Source organism: Paenibacillus sp. XP01 (assembly GCF_057364885.1).
Map to the genome: position 1 here is coordinate 2,413,344 of NZ_CP139481.1, position 18,249 is coordinate 2,431,592.

Consider the following 18,249-nt stretch of genomic DNA (forward strand, 5'->3'; position numbering starts at 1 on the left):
CTGGGAAGGGCGTTTTGAAGGAAGGTAGAAGGGAGAGCGCATGGACAACACAGAGAAAGAACAGTGGGAAGCGGAACATGAACCGGAGGGGATCGCCGATTTTCCGGATAACGAGGAACTCGTAATTACACGCGTGGACAGGCTGAAGAGCCGGGAAGCACGGTATCGCATCACTTTTGGGACGTACTCATTAACCGTACTGGAAGACGTTATGATCAAGTATCGCATGACCAAAGGGAATACGTTTGTGAAGCGGGATTTGGAAAAAATCGTTGTGGCGGACGAGCGCCAGCGCATCTATGTGCAGTCATTGCGATATCTTGAACATAAGCAGCGGACCCGGCGAGAATTGGCCCAGAAGCTTCAACAAAAACAGTTTGAGGTAACATTGATCGAAGATGTGCTGGATCAGCTGGAGCGGGAGAAACTCGTTGATGATCAGTGGTTTGCAAAGGAATGGACGAGACAGCGTATGACAGGCCAGCGGAAGGGAAAACTGTGGATAAGGCAGGAACTGCGCCAAAAAGGCGTATCCAATGATCTCATTGCCGAGGCTTTGCAAGAAGTTAGCGCGCACGATGAGTTTGAAACTGCCCTGCTAGCAGGTCGAAAAAAGTGGAAGCAGGTTAAAGGTGACATTTCCGAAAAAAAACGTAAAACATTCCCCTTTCTGGTTCGCCGCGGATTTCCCATGGATATGGTTCGTCGTGCGGTGAATGTTCTGATCGAGGAAGATGGCGAGACGGACAACGAAGAGCATGAAAGTTGGTTATGGGATTAACAGGACGATGTGCCAAGTTGCATTCTCTTGACAATTTATTTCGTCAAATACTAAAATGGACATGAGTCTGTAAGAATTGGGTAACCCTTTTTCCTTCCAAAAAAGCGGTTTCCGATTTCCAGGACTTTCAACCATTCATTGACTATGGTTCGCTTGAGAAGGCGGATAGTACGTGGAAACATGTACACTTGAAATGAAAATCGGCGGGGGATCGCCGTGAGTATTCGTATTCCCAAAATATGCGAGGTTTGAAAACAGAAAAAAGACCCAAGGAATGCCTTGGAGGAACCAACGAGGAGGTGAACAGTATGATAATCACGATCGTTCTCGTTGTAGCCGCGCTATTCATTGGGTTCGGAGTCGGATATTTTATTCGCAAATCTCTTGCAGAGGCCAAAATTTCCAGTGCGGAACAAGCTGCCGTACAAATCGTTGAAAATGCGAAAAAAGAGGCAGAGGCGCTGAAAAAAGAGACGGTGCTGGAAGCAAAAGACGAAATCCATCGCATTCGCGCCGAAGCTGAAAAAGACACTCGTGAACGTCGAAATGAAATTCAACGACAAGAAAGACGATTGTTGCAAAAAGAAGAGTCGCTGGATAAAAAGATGGAATCACTCGAACGTAAAGAAGAGCAAGTGGCTAACAAAGAGAAACGCATTGATGAGACACAGCAGCAAATTGAAATGATTTACAAAAGCCAGGTTACGGAGCTGGAGCGTATCTCCAACCTCACCATGGAAGACGCACGCAGTATCATACTGTCCAACGTAGAGCAGGAAGTCCGTCATGAGACGGCTCAGATGATCAAGGACATTGAACAGCAGGCGAAGGAAGAGGCGGACAAAAAATCCCGCGAAATTATTACCCTGGCCATCCAGCGTTGCGCGGCAGATCACGTGGCCGAAACGACGGTATCTGTTGTAACGCTTCCGAATGAAGAGATGAAAGGCCGGATTATCGGACGTGAAGGACGAAACATCCGTGCACTAGAAACCCTTACCGGGATTGACCTCATTATCGATGATACGCCAGAAGCAGTCATTCTGTCGGGCTTTGACCCGATTCGCCGTGAAATTGCCCGTACAGCCCTGGAGAAACTGGTGGCAGACGGACGTATTCATCCGGCACGCATTGAAGAGATGGTGGAGAAATCCCGCAAAGAAGTGGATGAGCGTATCCGTGAATACGGTGAGCAAGCTACGTTCGAGGTGGGCGTACACGGTCTGCATCCGGATTTGATCAAAATTTTGGGCAGATTGAAATTCCGTACAAGCTATGGTCAGAACGTCTTGAAACATTCAATGGAAGTCGCCTACTTGGCTGGATTGATGGCTGGCGAGCTTGGAGAAGATGTTACGCTGGCAAGACGTGCCGGATTATTGCATGATATCGGTAAAGCGCTGGATCACGAAGTGGAAGGATCACACGTCGAAATCGGCGTGGAACTGGCGAAGAAATACAAGGAGCACCCTGTTGTCATCAACAGCATCGCTTCCCATCATGGGGATTGCGAGGCAACTTCGGTTATTGCCATGCTGGTTGGAGCAGCAGATGCCTTATCCGCAGCAAGACCAGGCGCACGCCGCGAAACACTGGAAACGTATATCAAACGACTGGAGAAGCTGGAAGAAATTTCGGAATCGTTCGAAGGTGTCGAGAAATCGTATGCCATTCAGGCCGGCCGCGAAGTTCGCGTCATGGTGCAGCCTGATAAAATCGACGATGCGGAAGCTTTCCGCCTCGCACGTGACATCACCAAGATGATCGAGAACGAGCTCGATTATCCGGGACACATCAAAGTCACCGTGATCCGGGAAACCCGGGCGGTTGAATACGCAAAATAGATCATTTCGAAAAGTGGCCGCGATTGTGGCCGCTTTTCTTATTTATGCACGTTACCGTTGCTTTTGGCGCATAACATGTTTAATCCGGATTCAGATATGGTAAGTAATGAAGGAGGCAATACATTGAAAGTTCTTTTTATCGGTGACATCGTAGGAAACGTCGGGCGCAAAGCGTTGAAAGAAAATCTGCCTTACCTTAAAAACAAGTACAAGCCGCATGTCGTCATCGTCAATGGCGAGAACGCGGCGGCAGGCCGCGGGATTACCGGAGCGATTGCGAACGAATTTTTTAACTGGGGCGTGCATGGCATAACGCTGGGCAATCATACATGGGATAACAAGGACATTTTTGAGTTCATCGACGATGAGCCGCGTATGATTCGTCCTGCCAACTTTCCTCCAGGCACTCCAGGCAGAGGGTACACCGTGGTCAAAGGCGAGGGCAAAGAATTGGCCATCGTGAATCTGCAAGGGCGCACGTTTCTGCCCGCACTGGATTGCCCGTTCCGCACCGCCGACGAGATCGTCGACGAGCTTCGTCAGAAGCACAAGTGTATTCTGGTCGATATGCATGCAGAAGCGACCTCGGAGAAAATTGCGATGGGCTGGCATTTGGACGGTCGTGTCTCGCTTGTCGTGGGAACGCACACCCATGTGCAAAGCAATGATGATCGCATTTTGCCGGGAGGAACGGCTTATTTGACGGATGCCGGCATGGTTGGACCGCGTGACGGCATCTTGGGCATGGAACGTCAGGCAGTATTGCGCAAGTTTTATACCCAATTGCCGGTACGCTTTGTGGTGGATGACGGCAAATGGCACTTCCATGGCGTGTTTGTGGAAATCGACGAAAGCACGGGCAAAGCAACCCGAATCGAGAAAATTCGTTTAAACGAGGATGAGTGGCGCATGGAGTAGCGGGGTGTTCCCGTTTTCTCCGAGCCTCGTCTAAAAAGAAGGAATTTTTTTGCCTCCCGCGAATAAAATCTAGTAAGTGGAAACAAACATTCAACAATCCCAGGGAGGTACTTACCATGGAAGTATTAAAAGTTTCAGCAAAGTCCAATCCCAATTCCGTTGCCGGTGCGCTTGCAGGTGTTCTTCGTGAACGTGGAAATGCTGAACTGCAGGCCATCGGGGCGGGTGCATTGAATCAAGCCATTAAAGCGGTAGCGATAGCCCGGGGATTCGTAGCACCAAGTGGAGTTGACTTGATTTGTATTCCAGCTTTTACTGATATCGTAATTGACGGTGAGGACCGAACGGCCATTAAGCTGATAGTGGAGCCCAGATAATACATGATTCCTGCAAGGAGCCTGTTTACGTCGTAGACAGGTTTTTTTGCATGCCATTTTTTATTTCCAGGCCAAAGGAGGAGCGTTCATGCGTGAATGGCGTGTCGCCGATTTTCATTGTGATGCCTTGAGCAAAATGTTGTTGAAACCCGAGCTTTCGTTCCGAAATGCATCGGAGCTGGATGTCAATGTGCAGCGTATGGAGGAAGGCGGCGTCGGCTTGCAGGCGTTTGCGATCTATTTGCCGGAAGTATTGGGCCGGGGCAAGTTTGAGCACGTCATGGGTCAGCTCGAATTATACAGAAACCGGGTTCATGGGAACGGTGGGCAAGGCCGGGGGATCCAAACGCTGTTATGGCGGGAACAGGTGGCTGACGTCAGGAAGCGTGAGAACCCATGGGGACTTTTGACGCTGGAGGGTGTGGACGGCCTGGAAGGCAGCCTGTTCTACTTGCAGCTATGTTACGAGATGGGCATACGAATCGTAGGGCTGACCTGGAACTATGCCAATTGGGCGGCAGACGGGGTGATGGAGCAGCGAGGAGCGGGTTTGACCGAGAAAGGCAAGGCATTGGTCGGGCGCTGCAATGAAATCGGCATGCTGCTGGATGTTTCGCATTTGACGGAAAAAGGGTTCTGGGAACTGACCGAGCTGAGCGAGCGTCCGTTTATTGCTTCCCATTCGAACAGCTACGAGGTGTGTCCCCATGTCCGCAATTTGAAGGATGATCAAATTCGGGCCATTGTAGCCCGGAATGGGCGGGTAGGATTGACGTTTGTGCCATGGTTCGTGAAACAGGCGGATAAGGTACATATGGAAGATCTGCTGCCGCATATCGAGCGGATATGCACCTTGGGCGGAGCGCAGCATTTGATGATGGGATCCGACTTTGACGGAATACCGACATACATTCAAGGTTTGGAGCATTCGGGGAAATATCCGCAGTGGATCGAAGTGCTGCTGAAACATTATGACGAGCATGTGGTGCGAGGCTGGATGTGGGATAATGCGATAAATTATTTGCATGAACAGCTGCCTTCAGCTGCCGCCAATCAGGTAAAATAAGGGGATTTCATGAATTTTCAACAGTTCGTTTTCATTTCACGCCAAAAAGGGGTATAATACCAAAGGATTGTTATGAGCCTGACCTCAGGCCAGAGATAAACAAGGAGTGAAATTTCAAATGAGTAAAACAGTACCTGTGGGCGTATCCGCCCGCCACATTCACGTATCCCAAGAGCATGTCGACATTTTGTTCGGCAAAGGTTATCAACTGACTGAGTTCAAACCTCTGTCCCAACCAGGCCAATACGCCGCAAACGAAACAGTAGCGGTAATCGGTTCGAAAGGACAGTTCGATAAAGTCCGCATCCTCGGGCCTGTTCGCCCGGAAACCCAATTGGAAATCTCCATGACGGATTCCTTTGCGATCGGCGTTAAAGCCCCTGTACGCGAGTCCGGAAACATTGAAGGAACTCCGGGAATAACCATCAAAGGCCCTGCCGGCGAAGTAACCATCGACAAAGGCGTCATCGTTGCTGCCCGCCATATCCACTTCCACACTTCCGATGCGGAAAAATGGGGCATTCAAGACAAACAAATGCTGAAAGTGCGCTTGAGCGGCGAACGCGGCCTCGTGTTGGAAAATGTAGTGGCACGCGTATCCGACTCCTTTGCATTGGACATGCACATCGATACCGATGAAGCAAACGCGGCAGGCGCGCGTAATGGCGACACTGCTGAAATCATCGACTAAGGAATTTCGGGAACATTAGCGGTGGTTTATTTCGACGAAATTTTCGCTGGAATTTCGTTGAAGTCTCTGCCGCGATACAAATGGGAACTGGTTTCCTTTAAGGCAATCCACTCTTTTTGGAGAATGTAATACCAAGTCCAAAAACCTGAGCACATCCATGGTACGGTCGAAGACCGATGTTATGGAAAGCTCGGGTTTTTGCTTATAGGAAGACCGATGCCGCAACCAAACGAGGTTCAACTGCTCCATCACTCGGCGTTGCATACATAAGGCGTTACGTTTCAGCGATACAAGAGGCGGCAGGCTTTGCGTATGGAACTGCGGTCCAAACCATGTTATAATTTGACGTAATGCTCTTTTGTTGTATAACGGGTGCAAAGAACACCGATCCATATGGTATAACGGATTTTAATGAATATGAATAGAGGCTGTAAGGAGTGACCGCAGGCATGGCTAAAGATTCGAAAAAGGATTACTCCCGATATTTTGATTTCTCCGATGCCAAAGTAATTTCACAAGATGAATTCAGCAAAAAAATTCGGATTCGCGGCCGGGACATTACGATCAAGTCCGAACCGAATCATCGTCAGGAGAAACAGCGGGGAAAGGAAGACATCCAGGTACTTTACGACAATGCCGTCCCGGATGAATTGAAGCATATCGGCGAAGGCAAACATTATATCGTTTACACCTATGGATGCCAGATGAACGAGCATGATTCGGAGACGATTAAAGGTCTGCTCGAATCCATGGGTTACCAGGCCACGGAAGATCGCAAGGAAGCCGACATCATCCTGCTGAACACATGTGCGATTCGCGAAAATGCGGAGGACAAGGTGTTTGGCGAGCTCGGTCATCTCAAAACGTTGAAAACCGAACGTCCAGGCTTGCTGCTTGGGGTGTGCGGCTGCATGTCCCAGGAGGAAGGCGTCGTTAACCGCATCATGCAAAAGCATGGTTTTGTGGACATGATCTTTGGTACGCATAACGTGCACCGTTTGCCTCATCTGATTCAGGAAGCGCTGTTCAGCAAGGAAATGGTCGTTGAGGTGTGGTCCAAAGAGGGCGATATCATCGAAAACCTGCCGAAAAAACGGGAAGGCATGCGTGCGTGGGTCAACATCATGTATGGTTGCGACAAGTTCTGTACGTATTGCATCGTTCCGTATACGCGCGGCAAGGAAAGAAGCCGCAGACCGGAAGACGTCATTGCCGAGGTGCGTGACCTGGCAAGGCAGGGCTTCAAGGAAATTACGTTGTTGGGACAGAACGTCAATGCTTACGGCAAAGACTTTACCGATATAAACTACAGCTTCGCGAACCTGATGGACGACATCCGCAAAATCGACGTTCCCCGCGTTCGCTTTACGACAAGCCATCCGCGCGATTTTGACGACGATCTGATCGAAGTTCTCGCCAAGGGGGGCAATCTGGTCGAGCATATTCATCTTCCGGTGCAGTCCGGCAGCACGGAAGTGCTCAAACGCATGAGTCGCAAGTATTCGCGGGAACACTATCTGAACCTGGCTCACAAAATCAAGAAAGCGATCCCGAATGTGGTGCTGACCACCGACATTATCGTCGGTTTCCCTGGAGAAACGGACGAACAGTTCGAGGACACGCTTTCCCTCGTGCGCGAAGTAGGTTATGATTTTGCTTATACGTTCATCTATTCTCCGCGCGAAGGAACACCGGCTGCGGTAATGGAGGACAATGTGCCGATGGAAGTCAAGAAGGAGCGCCTGAAACGCTTGAACGAAACGATCAACGAATACAGCCACCGCAGCAACGAGAAGCAGCGCGGCAAAGTGGTTGAGGTATTGGTCGAAGGCGAGAGCAAACGGAACTCCAACGTACTGGCTGGACGCACACGCAGCAACAAATTAGTGCATTTCGAAGGTTCAAAAGATCTGATCGGGACGTTTGTGCAGGTCGAAATCACCGACCCGATGACGTTCTATATCCGGGGTAACCTGCTCACCGATCCGGTTGCAGCGAATCAGTAAATATACATTACCACCCGGCAAAAAGGACGAGATTGAAGCTTGAACCCAGCGCACGCAGCGGAGGAGACGGAATCGATTCTGGAGAAGCGAGAGCGCTCGCCTTTGTCACCGAATTTCAACCTTGAGCAACATAGATTCAGAAATTCGGGGACAACAGCGATCGGAAGAACGATCCGTAACCGTAGTGGACTGGGTGGGAGAAAGAACCGTTCATTTTGTCTCATCTCATACGAATTGGAGCGATTACAGTGGCGCAAGAACAAGTGCAATATAACCGTTATGGTATGCCGACGTACGATACGCGCGATCTGGTCATACGCGACGACATTATGAGAAAAGCCAAAGAGTTGGCCAGTATGATCGGAACCAGCGAGGAAGTGAAGCAATTCCAGCAGGCTGAAGCCAAAATCCAAAACCATGAACGCATTCAGCAACTGATCGCCAACATCAAGAAAAAACAGAAGGAAATCGTAGCCTTCGAAAGTTTCAAAAATGCGGCCATGGTGAGCAAAATCGAGCAGGAGATCGAAGAGCTTCAGGATGAGCTGGATAGTATTCCGTTGGTCAACGAATTCCAGCAAAGCCAAAGCGACATCAACTATTTGCTGCAGCTGGTCGTTTCCGTGATCCGGGATACCGTTTCCGAGAAAGTCAATGTGGAGGCAGGCACGGATTCGCCGCCGAGCAGCTGCGGTTAAAAAATGGAAAGGGTGCGGACGCGGTCCGTGCCTTTTTGTTCATATCGGAAAACGAATGCATCAAGAATGAACAGACGAAGGTGCTATGAAGGAGAAATCAAATATGAGCATTTTGGATAAAATGGTGGAGGAAGGCAGCGGCCGGTTCTGGGGATTCCTGGGCTGCCGTTATATAAAAGGGAGTCAAAGCGAAGTACAGATCGCGCTGACGGCCGGCGAGCAGCATACCAATTCCATGGGCATCATCCATGGAGGCGTGCTGACCTCTTTGATGGATCAGGCGATGGGGATGGTAGCTACTGCGGCGATGGACGTGGACAGCTGCGTCACAACCAACCTGAACGTGCACTTTCTGGCACCCATGCATCAGGGGGAGCTGACGGTTACGGCAACCGTATTGCATCAAGCAGGGCGAAGCATTACAACCCAGGCGGAAATCCATGACCAAGCCGGTACGCTCGGGTGCATGGCTACCGCAACGTTTCGCGTCGCGCGTACAAAAAAGCCCGATCAGCAATCAAATGGTTGACAAACGGTATTACTATGTCATAATGAAATTATCAAAATGAAAATAGTCGGTGGTGCCCATGAGCGAAAACAACGAACACTTCAATGCTGAGAACGATGAAGAAATGGCGCGTGCCTATAGTTCCAAAAAATATCGTACCCCGGACGGCGTGCCCGCAGATATCGTCATGTTTACCTTGACCAAGCGGGAACGCAGAACGGTAACCAAAACGTTGCCGATTCGGGAATTGAAAGTGATGCTCATCAAACGCAAAGGTTGGCCTTTTGCCGGCAGATGGGCACTTCCAGGAGGGTTTTGCCAGGAGAATGAATCCATCTATGACGCCGCCAAGCGGGAATTGATGGAAGAGACCGGCGTCGACGGCGGTCACCTGGAATACTTGAATGTGTACAGCCAGCCGGGTCGGGACCCGAGGGGCTGGATTATCTCCCATGCATTTTTCGCATTGGTCGAGGAATGGATGCTGGAACACCGCCAGGCAGCCGATGATGCCGAGGAGGTAGGCCTGTTTACGATTCAGGAGGCATTGCATGAGCTGGAGCTTGGTTTCGATCACCGGACCATTATTGAGGATGCGTATCACCGGATTCAGCAGCAGATGCTGGAAACGACCATTGCAAGGCAATTCCTGCCCCGCGAATTTACGCTTAGCGAACTGTATCAGGTGATCCAGAGCGTCGTACCGGATTTCGAAGAGCCCAACTTCATTCGCAAAATCACATCGACGCGCAGTCGCAAAGGCATCGTCGAAGAGGTCAGGGATGAGGAAGGCAATTTGCTAAGCTCGAATCAGTATTCGCAGCGTCCGGCGCAGCTGTATCGGTTCACCGAGCTTGTGCCGCGTTTATCCATTTACACATAATTGGCAAAAACGGTCACAATGACGAAGTTCATGTACCTACCTCAAACCAAGGGAGTGTGGACGAATGAAAGCATTGATCGTGATTGATTTCACGCATGATTTTGTGACGGGAGCATTGCCCGTAGGCCAGCCGGCCGTGGACATCGCTGAGACTGTCGCTGCAGTGACCGAGACGTATTGCCGGAATGGTCATGAAGTGGTGATGGCCGTTGACTTGCATGAACAGAATGATCCATATCATCCGGAGACGGCGTTGTTTCCGCTGCACAATATCCGCGGTTCGAAAGGACGGGAGTTGTATGGACGCCTTGCAGGGGTCATGGAACAGTACAAGTCGAAAATTCGATGGATGGACAAAACGAGATATAGCGCTTTTTGCGGGACCGATCTTGAGTTAAAGCTGAGGGAACGAGGAATTACGGACATTGCTCTGATCGGGGTGTGTACGGACATATGCGTGCTTCATACGGCCGTGGACGCCTATAACAAAGGATTTCACATTACGGTATTTGAGGACGCCGTGGCCAGCTTCAACCCTGGGGGACATGAGTGGGCGCTCGGACATTTCCGTTCCAGCCTTGGGGCTCAGGTCATTCAAGCGCGAGAGACGGTATTGGCAGCCAATGAATGAAGCATGAGCCGGCATGCATGTCAGAAACGATGACAGGGCCAATGATTTGATTTAAAACAAACCATGTTAGCGGAGACTCGATTGTTGTTTGGACATACAGCAACAGGATAGAGTCTCCACCATGATGACCCGTGTTTGTGGACAGGATCCATGGACATGAGCGGAAGTCGGAAAGGATGAGACAAATGCAGACTAGCCTGGCGTTACACACGGATAAGTATCAAATCAACATGATGTATGCGCACTGGGTCAATGGAACTCACAAACGGAAGGCGGTGTTCGAAGCATACTTCCGCAAGCTTCCTTTCGGAAATGGTTATGCCGTATTTGCCGGATTGGAACGCATTGTGAATTATATCAGCCAGCTTCGCTTTACGATGGAGGACATCGAATATTTATCCAAACAACAGGAAAACTACGATCCGGGCTTTCTTGAGGAACTGCTTCAGTTTTCATTCAAGGGAACCATTCATTCCATGAAAGAAGGAGCATTGGTTTTCCCCGACGAACCGTTGATTCGGGTCGAGGGCTCCATTATGGAGGCACAGTTGGTGGAGACGGCCATCCTTAATTTCATGAATTATCAGACATTGATTGCGACCAAGGCATCCCGGATCAAACGGGTGGCGAATCAGGACACTCTCCTGGAGTTCGGCACGCGCAGGGCACAGGAGGCGGATGCGGCCATTTGGGGAGCGCGCGCTTCATATATTGCCGGCTTTCATGCCACGTCCAACATGTTGGCGGGAGAGCGCTTCGGCATCCCGACGGCGGGAACGCATGCCCATTCCTGGGTGCAAACGTTCATGAGCGAGCAGGAAGCTTTTGATGTGTATGCCAAAGTCATGCCCGATCAAGTCACGCTGCTGGTAGATACATTCGATACATTGAACAGCGGTGTGCCTCATGCGATCAAGACGGCCAAAATGCTTGAAAGCCAAGGCAAACGCATGAACGCCATTCGTCTTGATAGCGGGGACCTTGCTTATTTGTCGATTCAAGCCAGACAGATGCTGGATGAGGCTGGATTGGACTACGTAAAAATCGTGGCTTCCAACGATCTGGATGAGAACACGATCTTTAACCTGAAGGCTCAGGGCGCGCGTATCGACACATGGGGTGTGGGTACGCAGTTGATCACGGCTTCGGATCAGCCTTCGCTCGGCGGTGTATACAAGTTGGTGGAGCGTGAAGTGGAAGGCGGCATGCTGCCGACGATCAAAATATCCGCAAATCCGGAAAAAGTATCGACGCCGGGGAAAAAGGAAGTTTTTCGAATCGTCGACCCGAAGCATGGCAAAGCCATTGCCGACTACATTTGTTATCCCGGAGAAGAACAGCCGGTTCAGGGCGGTCCGCTCAAACTGTTCAATCCACTTCACCCTTATCTGAAAAAGACGGTAACCCGCTATGAAGCGGTCAACATGCTGGAACCCATCTTCGTGGATGGACAGCAGGTTTATGAACTGCCTACGCTGGATGACATTCGCAGATATCATGAAGAACAGCTTGACCTGTTCTGGCCGGAATATTTGCGCAAACTCAATCCGGAGATTTATCGCGTGAACATCAGCCCTGCGGCGTGGAACATGAAGCAGAAGCTGATTGCGGAGCATGTGCATTCGCAGGAAGAGTTTTAATAATCAAGGCTGGGCATGACCTGAAAGCTTGTTAGGGGTCATGCCTTTTTGATATGTGTCAAAAATCATGGACGGGGACTCCGCAAAGTACGGTATACTATCCCTTGATTCCACCCTGCGAAACATTTCCCGGGAAAACCCGGCAATGCCTGAAATGTTTCAATCCGGTGCTGCCAGGGGATGAAAGTAACAGAAGCAGTCCATGAGTCCATCATTTAAAATATAAGGAGAAGATCTCTATGAATACATCGTTTCCAGCTTATGTGGTACGTCAGGATGAGCAGGGCCGCGTTCACGCAGCGATCGAGCAGCTCCGAAAAGAAGATTTGCCGAACGGCGACGTCAGCGTACACGTCCAGTATTCGAGCGTCAATTACAAAGACGGCCTTGCTGCCGCTGAGAAAGGCGGAGTGGTACGCCATTATCCGATGGTTCCGGGCATCGATATCGCGGGGGTCGTCGAAGAATCGGTCAGCGGCAGGTTTGCTCCCGGAGACCGGGTCATTAGTACGGGGTATGAACCAGGGGTTTCCCATTTCGGGGGATTCAGCAGATATGCGCGTCTGAGCAGTGAGTGGCTTGTGCCGCTGCCTCCGGGATTAAGCGAGAAGGAAGCGATGGCGATCGGCACGGCGGGTTTTACAGCGGCCCTCTCTGTGGACGCATTGCTGCATGCTGGCGTGAAACCGGCTATGGGGCCGGTGTTGGTTACGGGCGCCACGGGCGGCGTCGGCAGCATGGCCGTTGCGATTCTCTCGCGGTTGGGCTTTGAGGTGACGGCGAGCACGGGGAAAAAGGCAGAGCAGGAACCGCTGCTGAAACGGCTCGGGGCAGCGCATGTCATCTCAAGGGAAGAAGCAGACGCACCGGCCAAGGGAGCGCTTGGAAAACAGTTATGGGCCGGGATCGTAGATCCGACCGCAGGAGCGGGGCTGGCTGAACGGTTGAAGCACGTCCGTTATGGCGGAGCTGCTGCCGTATCGGGATTGACGGGCGGGCCGTCGTTCGAATCGAGCGTGTTTCCTTTTATTCTGCGCGGAGTGCAGTTGATCGGGATCGATTCCGTGTATTGTCCGATGGAGCGCCGGGAACGGATCTGGAAGCTGCTCGGCGGGGAATGGAAGCCTGAACGGGCGCTTGAGCTCGGCATTCAAGAGATTTCCTGGGCACAACTGCCCCAGACGCTCGAAACGATTTTGAAAGGCGGGGCAGTGGGCCGATCCGTGCTGAACACGATGACGGAGCCGCCGATGGAATAAAACGATGGGACAGCAGGCATGCTAACTCTACCCGAAGTGTACCGATTCAGGTCGCTGGAAAGGAAGAGAGGCATGGATTTCAAGCAATGCAGCAAACGAGCAAAAGCAAGAAAGGGAAGACGGCTGCCATCAGCCATTATTCTAGTGGGAATATGCATGCTGGTCATGTTGGGAGCGTGTTCGTCTTCTTCGCTGAAGCAGGAGCGCAAAATATATTCCGGACAGTCGGCAGAGGAAGGCAATATACGGGCACAGAATCAAGGCCAAGGATTAAACGGGCCTCTTTTGGAGGAGCTTGAAAAGGAATTCTCGGCCAAAGGCATCAAGCTTATGAACACGATGTCAGCAGATGACGGTCAAGGCGGCGTTGCCTACATGGCTTTGCTTGATGGGGACGGCCGGCATGTGGTCAAGGTGCACATATTTCGCGATGCTGGTATAAGATCTGCGGAAATGTATGAAATGGTAGGTCATGCCGGTGACCAGGCAAACGTGGACAATGTGTTGGGACATACGACCATGCTGAGCAAAGGGCATGTTGCCATGGTTTATACAGCTGGCGGGGGCGAGAGGGACCGGTACGAAAAAGAGGTTCTCGACGTGTTCCATCATGTGCTGGATCGGATCCATTAAACAGAGGGATCCCCTGTGCGAATTACGAAAACCCGTCTGATTTGTCAGACGGGTTTATATATTTCGCGCATGACATGCCGCAGCTCGGGCAAAATGATTTTTTCCATGGCCAGCTTGACGGCCCCTCTCGAGCCAGGCATGGAAAAAACGGCTGTGCGGCCGATCGTTCCGGCGACGGCCCGGCTAAGAATGGCGGCAGAACCAATGTCCTCCGTATAACTGAGAAAACGGAAAATTTCCCCGAATCCGGGCAGTTCCTTATCCAGCAGCGAAGATACTGCTTCATACGTCGTATCTCTCGGCGCAATGCCTGTTCCGCCGCTCATCAGAACCGCTTCGATATCATCCCGCACAGACGCATCCTGCAGGATGGCCTGAATGCGCTCTGTCTCATCCGGCGTAATCAAATATTCGACGACCTGATAGCCTGCTTCGGTCAAAAGCTGATGCATCAGCTGACCGCTCGCGTCGGTTTCTTTGGTTCGCGTATCCGATACGGTTACGATCATACACGAGACTGAATCCGGAGCTTCTTGGCGATGTTGTTCCACGGAAGTGCTCATCCTTGTTATCCTCTCCTTAATAGGCTGTATCCCCATAGCATAGACGATTATTGGACATCAGGCAATGAAGCTCGCTTCCGTTTGCATGTTGCGCAGGCTGCCGGGGTTGGTGTACACTCGCTAGGATGGCAAAATCATGCGATGAAACTGTGCTATATAGATTGAACCGGAAATTTACACGATAACGAAGAGGGCAGAAAGAATCTGGAGAAGCGAAGCGGTCTAAAAGCTTTCTGAAAGAAAGCTGCATCGGAAGCATAGGCTTATCACCGGATTTTCCCCTTGAAAAAGGGGATCAAAGAAATCTGGGGATAACAGCGATCGGAAGATTGTTCTGACCGCGTAGTGTCTCTGTGTAAAAATCATTGGTTCAACCTGTATAGTTCGTGAGAGAGGTGCAAAAAATGAACAATCAACCATCGAATCAAAGTCAGGATCGATCCGTTCCTGTATACATATTGTCGGGATTTCTCGGAAGCGGCAAAACGACGCTGCTCGTTCAATTGCTGGAGCATTGGAAAAAGCAAGGATTGCGGCCGGCGGTCATCATGAACGAATTGGGCGAAGTGAATCTGGATGGCCAGGTCGTCGACGAATCCGTGCCCATGGCCGAAATGCTTGGGGGCTGCATCTGCTGTACCGTGCGCGGGGACCTTGGACTTCAGCTATCGGAATTGATTCAGACCGAGTCGCCGGATGTCATCATTATCGAAGCGACGGGTGCTGCCAATCCGATGGAAATTTTGGACGGTGTGACGGAAACGTCGCTGTACATGCGCCTTGAGCTTAAAAGTCTGATCACCGTAGTGGATGCCGCGCACCTATGGGGCCTTCATACGGAGCAGAAGGGGAAGACGTTCCGCCTGATGCAGGACCAGATTCGCTGTGCATCCGTGCTGCTCCTGAACAAAACGGACCGGGTCAACGACCGCGAGCTTGAAGAGCTGCAGCAATTGCTGGCGAAATGGAATGCGTATGCTCCCGTCATCGGCACGGTGAAATGCCAAGTGGACATGGACATGCTTCTGCGTGCGGGAACAGGCGTGCAGAGCCCATCCCGATCTCTGACGGGGAACGAACCCGATTCCGATCATGGATCGGCGGATTCGCATGTGCATACCGCCGAATGTGCGCTGCACGGCTGCAGTCATGGTCATGACAAACACGATCATGCCGGTCATCGGCATGAAGCGCATGCTTCGCACGAACATGTGATGGTATATACGCATTACTTTACCAAACCCGTCAACAGCGAAGCGTTCGAACGCTTTGTTGCGAATCTGCCACGGGACGTATATCGTGCAAAAGGGATTTTAACGTTCAGCGATACGGCGAGCCGGTTCTGGTTCCAGTATGCCTATCAGGAATCGGATTACATGAAAATTAATCCGCAGGGACAGGTACCCAACGTTGCCGTATTCATCGGGGAGCATTTTGAGCAGGGGGCCATTCGCGAGCAGCTGCTCGCATTGGAAGGCACAGCAGAGTAACATGACGATGCGTTTTTTTCGGATGGCGATACACGGAGCCAGCGCGGAGACGGATTGAATGCACCCAGGCTGTTTCCTTATGGCTTTCGCGAGATAGAACGTGGAGGACGGTTGCCAAACCGGCACATGGTCTGTATAATGATGGAAATGAATTGCATATTGATGATGATCAATGATCGGGAGAGTAACCAGAATCATGCATGACAGCGAGCCGGAGCGGGTGGAAGCCGGTATGCCGTGACCTGTGCGAACCGCACCCGTGAGATGGTCGTCCGAACAGTGCTGTTTTGCGTAAAATGGAGCGGCAGCGGAAGAGGGCGATCCGGTTGGCGACCGTTACTCGCATCGAGCGGAACAGCGAACTCCTGAACGAGGTTCAGGCGTGCTGTTTACTTAGAGTGGTACCGCGGGAACTGTGATTACAGCTCTCGTCTCTGATATGGAGACGAGGGCTTTTTTGTTTTCCGGGGAAGTGATGACGAATAAGGAGTGGTTAACATGTTAAAGAAACAGGCAGCGCTGTTGTTGTCTCCCTTGACGGGATTGGACGAAATGGAAGTACGGAATATGCTGGAGGTGCCGCCGCAACCGGAGATGGGTGATCTGGCCTTTCCTTGCTTTGCATTGGCCAAATCGCTTCGAAAAGCTCCGGCAGCCATCGCAGCTTCGATCGCGGAGTCGTTACAAGGCAGCGGGATCGAAGCCGTCAGTGCAGGTCCATATGTCAACATTCGTTTTAACAGAGTCGAAGCGGCTGCGTCCATGTTGAACGAATTAATGAAGCCCGGATTTGGCAAGCTGGATCTGGGTCAAGGCGAGCGAGTGGTCATTGACATGTCTTCTCCCAATATCGCCAAGCCGTTCGGCATCGGGCATTTGCGCTCCACGGTGATTGGGGCTGCGCTGTATCGGATGTACCAAGAGGCAGGTTATGCCCCTGTCAGCGTGAATCATTTAGGAGACTGGGGAACCCAGTTCGGCAAACAGATTGCCGCATATAAGCGTTGGGGAGATGACGAGGCTTTGCTGGCAGAGCCGATCCGGACGTCGCTGGAGCTCTATGTCAGATTCCATGAGGAGGCGGAACAGGATCCGTCCCTGGAGACCGAGGCACGCGAGTGGTTCCGCAAGTTGGAACATGGGGATGAAGAAGCCCGTAAATTGTGGTCCTTTTTCGTGGAAGTCAGCATGAAGGAATTCGACCGCATGTACGAACGCTTGCATGTGGCATTTGATTATACGCTCGGCGAGAGCTTTTACAATGACAAGATGGGTGCCGTCGTCGAGGAACTGCGGGACAAAGGTTTGTTGGAAGAGAGCGACGGCGCGCTCGTCGTGCGATTGGATGAAGAGAACATGCCGCCATGCCTGATCATCAAGCAGGACGGCACCACCATTTATCCTACCCGGGATCTGGCTACGGCCGTTTATCGCCATGATGTGATGAAGGCTGACAAAATGCTGTACGTGGTCGGCGGGGAACAGAAGCTGCATTTTCGGCAGGTGTTTGCGGTGCTTTCGCGAATGGGGCATAAATGGTCCGCTCACTGTGAGCACATTCCGTTTGGACTGATGCGGTTTGAGGGACGCAAAATGTCCACTCGCCGCGGAAAGGTCGTTTTCTTGCAGGAGGTGCTGGACGAGGCCGTTGCCCGCGCCTCCCGCATCATTCAGGAGAAAAACCCGGGATTGGCCAATGCGCAAGCCGTGGCGGAAGCCGTCGGCGTCGGAGCCATCGTGTTCGGGGACCTGCGCAACAATCGCTTGAACGACGTGGACTTTTCGTTGGAGGATGCCGTAAGTTTTGAAGGAGAGACCGGGCCTTACGTGCAGTACACCCATGCGCGGATCCATAGCGTGCTTGCCAAAGCGAAAGTGGTTGCTGGCCTGGAGCGGGGCGACGATTCCGCCGCAACGCCGGAAGCAGGACAGGAGCAACCGGGAGCGGAAGAGATCGGCGATGCCGCATGGACGCTGCTCAAATTGTTGTCCGAATATCCGCAGTATCTGGAAAAAGCCGTTCAACGCAACGAGCCGTCCGTGATTGCCAAATACGCCATCGATGCAGCACAAGCCTTCAACCGCTTCTATCATGCGGAACGAATTGCCGATGCTGCGCCGGAAGTGCGTCGATTCCGCATCGCTTTGGCCGAATGCACGGCCGAGCGATTGGCCCGGAGCCTGTATCTGCTTGGCGTTCAGGCTCCCGAACGGATGTGACCCGGATTGGCCATGAACCGAACAGCAGCGTATAATGACGC

Annotated in this window: 17 protein-coding genes; 16 read left to right on the forward strand and 1 reads right to left on the reverse strand. The window is 51.6% G+C overall.

The annotated features are described in order from the left end of the window. Window positions 1-40: 40 nt before the first annotated feature. The 14 genes from SNR34_RS11170 to SNR34_RS11235 all read left to right on the forward strand — a co-directional run bounded on the left by SNR34_RS11170 (window position 41) and on the right by SNR34_RS11235 (window position 13,935). The gene (locus SNR34_RS11170; RefSeq protein WP_236417164.1) at window positions 41-781 is read left to right on the forward strand and encodes a regulatory protein RecX; all 741 of its coding nucleotides are present in this window, start codon (window positions 41-43) and stop codon (window positions 779-781) included. A 308-nt stretch (window positions 782-1,089) separates the two neighbouring features. Then, window positions 1,090-2,625 carry a ribonuclease Y gene (gene rny / locus SNR34_RS11175; RefSeq protein WP_236417166.1) on the forward strand — a complete coding sequence of 512 codons (1,536 nt, stop codon included), beginning with the start codon at window positions 1,090-1,092 and terminating at the stop codon, window positions 2,623-2,625. Window positions 2,626-2,748: 123 nt separating this feature from the next. Next, window positions 2,749-3,543, forward strand: a complete 795-nt coding sequence (locus SNR34_RS11180) for a TIGR00282 family metallophosphoesterase (protein WP_236417168.1) — start codon at window positions 2,749-2,751, stop codon at window positions 3,541-3,543. A gap of 116 nt (window positions 3,544-3,659) precedes the next feature. Beyond that, window positions 3,660-3,920: a stage V sporulation protein S gene (locus SNR34_RS11185; protein WP_019005392.1), complete on the forward strand. Its 261-nt coding sequence runs from the start codon at window positions 3,660-3,662 to the stop codon at window positions 3,918-3,920. 88 nt (window positions 3,921-4,008) lie between these two features. Next, on the forward strand, window positions 4,009-4,986 hold the full coding sequence (locus SNR34_RS11190) for a dipeptidase (protein ID WP_486181886.1): 978 nt from the start codon (window positions 4,009-4,011) through the stop codon (window positions 4,984-4,986). 118 nt (window positions 4,987-5,104) lie between these two features. Further along, window positions 5,105-5,677 (forward strand): phosphate propanoyltransferase, encoded by a 573-nt coding sequence (gene pduL / locus SNR34_RS11195; RefSeq protein ID WP_236417171.1) that lies wholly within the window; start codon window positions 5,105-5,107, stop codon window positions 5,675-5,677. Window positions 5,678-6,126: 449 nt separating this feature from the next. Beyond that, entirely contained in the window at window positions 6,127-7,683 is a 1,557-nt protein-coding gene (gene miaB / locus SNR34_RS11200; RefSeq protein ID WP_236417173.1) for a tRNA (N6-isopentenyl adenosine(37)-C2)-methylthiotransferase MiaB, read from the forward strand. A gap of 284 nt (window positions 7,684-7,967) precedes the next feature. Next, window positions 7,968-8,381, forward strand: a complete 414-nt coding sequence (locus SNR34_RS11205; RefSeq protein WP_438286764.1) for a YlbF/YmcA family competence regulator — start codon at window positions 7,968-7,970, stop codon at window positions 8,379-8,381. 103 nt (window positions 8,382-8,484) lie between these two features. Beyond that, the gene (locus SNR34_RS11210) at window positions 8,485-8,910 is read left to right on the forward strand and encodes a PaaI family thioesterase (RefSeq protein ID WP_236417175.1); all 426 of its coding nucleotides are present in this window, start codon (window positions 8,485-8,487) and stop codon (window positions 8,908-8,910) included. Window positions 8,911-8,968: 58 nt separating this feature from the next. After that, window positions 8,969-9,772: an NUDIX hydrolase gene (locus SNR34_RS11215; protein WP_236417178.1), complete on the forward strand. Its 804-nt coding sequence runs from the start codon at window positions 8,969-8,971 to the stop codon at window positions 9,770-9,772. A 64-nt stretch (window positions 9,773-9,836) separates the two neighbouring features. Beyond that, the gene (locus SNR34_RS11220; protein ID WP_486181887.1) at window positions 9,837-10,403 is read left to right on the forward strand and encodes a cysteine hydrolase family protein; all 567 of its coding nucleotides are present in this window, start codon (window positions 9,837-9,839) and stop codon (window positions 10,401-10,403) included. 185 nt (window positions 10,404-10,588) lie between these two features. Beyond that, the gene (locus SNR34_RS11225; RefSeq protein WP_236417181.1) at window positions 10,589-12,043 is read left to right on the forward strand and encodes a nicotinate phosphoribosyltransferase; all 1,455 of its coding nucleotides are present in this window, start codon (window positions 10,589-10,591) and stop codon (window positions 12,041-12,043) included. Window positions 12,044-12,282: 239 nt separating this feature from the next. Continuing rightward, complete coding sequence (locus SNR34_RS11230) at window positions 12,283-13,302, forward strand: acrylyl-CoA reductase family protein (protein WP_236417182.1); 1,020 nt, start codon at window positions 12,283-12,285, stop codon at window positions 13,300-13,302. 72 nt (window positions 13,303-13,374) lie between these two features. Then, window positions 13,375-13,935 carry a hypothetical protein gene (locus tag SNR34_RS11235; protein ID WP_486181888.1) on the forward strand — a complete coding sequence of 187 codons (561 nt, stop codon included), beginning with the start codon at window positions 13,375-13,377 and terminating at the stop codon, window positions 13,933-13,935. Between the two features lie 44 nt (window positions 13,936-13,979). On the opposite strand, the gene SNR34_RS11240 is transcribed toward SNR34_RS11235, so the two are convergent. Continuing rightward, window positions 13,980-14,498 carry a MogA/MoaB family molybdenum cofactor biosynthesis protein gene (locus SNR34_RS11240; protein ID WP_236417186.1) on the reverse strand — a complete coding sequence of 173 codons (519 nt, stop codon included), beginning with the start codon at window positions 14,496-14,498 and terminating at the stop codon, window positions 13,980-13,982. A 404-nt stretch (window positions 14,499-14,902) separates the two neighbouring features. On the opposite strand from SNR34_RS11240, the gene SNR34_RS11245 reads away from it, so the two are divergent. Further along, a complete protein-coding gene (locus tag SNR34_RS11245; RefSeq protein WP_486181889.1) occupies window positions 14,903-15,988 on the forward strand; it encodes a CobW family GTP-binding protein in 1,086 nt (361 codons plus the stop codon). A gap of 498 nt (window positions 15,989-16,486) precedes the next feature. Continuing rightward, window positions 16,487-18,208 carry an arginine--tRNA ligase gene (argS, locus tag SNR34_RS11250; RefSeq protein ID WP_486181890.1) on the forward strand — a complete coding sequence of 574 codons (1,722 nt, stop codon included), beginning with the start codon at window positions 16,487-16,489 and terminating at the stop codon, window positions 18,206-18,208. Window positions 18,209-18,249: the final 41 nt, after the last annotated feature.